Origin of the sequence: Mycobacterium sp. (genome assembly GCF_047975165.1) — a bacterium.
Classification (GTDB): Bacteria; Actinomycetota; Actinomycetes; order Mycobacteriales; family Mycobacteriaceae; genus Mycobacterium.
This window is the reverse complement of record NZ_JBKECZ010000042.1, coordinates 1-2535: the sequence shown is the minus strand read 5'-3', so window position 1 is coordinate 2535 and position 2535 is coordinate 1. Positions and strand designations below refer to the sequence as shown.

The following is a 2535-nucleotide window of genomic DNA, read 5'->3' as shown; positions in this document are numbered from 1 at the left end:
AGATTTATTTGTTGTTGAGAAATATGTATAGATAACTTTTGTTGGAGCTTGGAAAGCAATGAACAATAAGAATATTCAACACATTCTTTGAGCTGTATCTATTATCTGTGCTGGTTCTGCTAGTAATCCAGGAATTGCAAAGATAACTAAGATAGGAACAAAGACAATTCAACTTAGATATGTAATACAAGTTAAGAATATAGAAACCTTCATTACATCTTTTTTACCTTCTATTGTTTCTTCATTAGATAATCCTTCTGCAGTGAACATTGATACAGCAGTCGCAGGTAATAATAAAAATCCTCAGAATAATCCATCCATAATTCAGAATGCAGTTTCTACTTCCGATCCTGAAAATAAGAATCAAGTAAATACTCCTAAAGCATTTAATATATTTCAAACTAATGCTTCAAGCCCAAGTCACATTCCATTCTTAGAATATAAGTTTCATCCCTCTAATAAGTTTTCCTTATTTACTTATGAAAAAGATTTACCTCATGATTTTCTATCTACAAAATGTACACATGTACTTACGATAACTAGAATAATTAATGATGAAGTTAACATAGATTCTGAAATAGAAAGTAGAGATGGATCATTAATAACTGGAGAATGCAAGAATAAAGTATCTGACAGCATTACAGTCACTAGTGTTAAGAACCTTAGTAAGACACCCTGTAACTTCTAATGATGAACAATTACTTACACCACCACCACATTTATAACTAAATGTAATGATAATGAAATCCCATAGGTAATAATATATTCATAAATAAACATTAACCCTACTACATTTTCTTGTGATTTATAACTTGATAAAGCTATTGGATAACCAATAGCAGATATCATTAATATAGATAAGAAGAAAGCTAATAATGTAAATAATAAAATTATTAATAAGTTCCTATTAGACTCTTCTATTGTATTTGCATTTCTTTTCATAAATCAATATGAAGGCACAATCACAAATATATTTACAGATTCAAAGATCATATATATGTATCCTCAATTAATAGCAATACCTAAAGATTCATTATCCATACTAGATACTAAAAACAACCTGTACCCTTTATATAGTAAAGGAGTAAAGGCAGCAAATAATAATATAAAGAATAGTATTCAATCAATCTTATTAATAATCTTTTTCATAATTTATATTCTAATTATATACACTTTATTATAAAAAATATCCATAAAAAAATCCACTCATCGAGTGGATATTTACAAGTATTAATCTTCAAATTGGTTTAAGAATTTGTCTAATACTGTTTGTGAAGGTGCTACTAAATATGTCTTATTAGCGATCTTTTTAAATTTACCTCCAATGATAAATAGTGATCCAGTAATGAAGTCAATCATTCTAATAGCTGTTACATTTGTCATTTCATTAATATCAATAACTAAAGCGTTACCTTTCATTAATTCTTTAACAATTGCTTTTGAATCTTCAAATTTTGAAGTTGTAACATTTAACAAAGATGATTTAGATGTATTTATTACTAAAGATATTTTTTTAGGATTCTGCTTAAGCATATTCTCCTAACCCCCTATCTTAGTAATGATGAAATATCATCATCGTCATCGTCATCATCAAGTAATGATAATGATTCAAATACTCTCTCTTGAGTATCTGTAGATTGTTTAATTGGTGGTAGTTCATCATTTTCTTCAATTGATTTAAATGCATCTAAATTAACTTCCTGTGTAAGTGAACATAAGTTTTGAGTGCTGTTAATTAAGTATGAAGATTGAACTCCAATATCTAATGCTTTTTCAAAACCTGTAGCAATAACTGAAACAAGAACTTTATCTCCTAAAGCTTCTTCATTTCTAACTCCAAAGATAACATCTAAATCTGAGTTAGCTGCTTCTTTAATAGTTTGTACTGATTCATATGCTTTATCAATAGTTAATGATCTTTCTGATCCCATAACCATAACAATAGCTTTCTTAGCACCCTCCATTGATGATTCTAAGATTGGTGAGTTATTAGCTTTTAAAGCTGCATCGATAGATGCTGATTCCCCTTCTGCATCTGCAGTTCCGTTTAATGCTAATCCTTCTCCTTTTAGAACTTTTTTAACATCAGCGAAATCTAAGTTAATTGATGAATTTGTTGAAATAATATCAACGATAGTTACAACTGCTAATTTTAAAATTGTATCAGCGTATTCAAATGCTTTAGAGAATGCAACTCCTCCAAGTTCAGCAGCTAATCTATCATTAGAAACAACGATGATTGAATCTACTTCTTTTTTAAGTTCTTCTAAAGCTTCAGTAGCTGTTCTGGTTCTTGAAGCTCCTTCAAAGTTGAAAGGCGTTGTAACGATTGCTACAACTAATGCTCCCGTTTCTTTAGCTGCTCTAGCAACTAATGGTGCAGCACCTGAACCTGTTCCTCCACCCATTCCGGCTGTAATGAATACAAGGTCTGCTCCTTTAACTAATTCTTTAATATCTTTTTCTGATTCTTCAGCTGCTTTTCTTGCAACTTCAGGAACTGCTCCAGCTCCTAATCCTTTTGTAACTGTAGGT

General features: G+C 30.0%; 3 protein-coding genes. 1 reads left to right on the top strand and 2 read right to left on the bottom strand.

What is annotated here, in order from left to right; genetic code table 11:
* Positions 1–262 precede the first annotated feature (262 nt).
* Entirely contained in the window at positions 263–688 is a 426-nt protein-coding gene (locus ACK5M9_RS04330; protein ID WP_416891964.1) for a hypothetical protein, read from the top strand.
* A 542-nt stretch (positions 689–1230) separates the two neighbouring features.
* On the opposite strand, the gene sepF is transcribed toward ACK5M9_RS04330, so the two are convergent.
* Positions 1231–1533 carry a cell division protein SepF gene (sepF, locus tag ACK5M9_RS04325; protein ID WP_416891963.1) on the bottom strand — a complete coding sequence of 101 codons (303 nt, stop codon included), beginning with the start codon at positions 1531–1533 and terminating at the stop codon, positions 1231–1233.
* Positions 1534–1547: 14 nt separating this feature from the next.
* Positions 1548–2535: cell division protein FtsZ (locus ACK5M9_RS04320; protein ID WP_416891962.1), on the bottom strand; the 988-nt coding region annotated here is incomplete at its 5' end.

Bases quoted from the DNA above. Each gene is read 5' to 3' on its own strand.
- sepF (WP_416891963.1), bottom strand. From the start codon at position 1,533: ATGCTTAAGCAGAATCCTAAAAAAATATCTTTAGTAATAAATACATCT.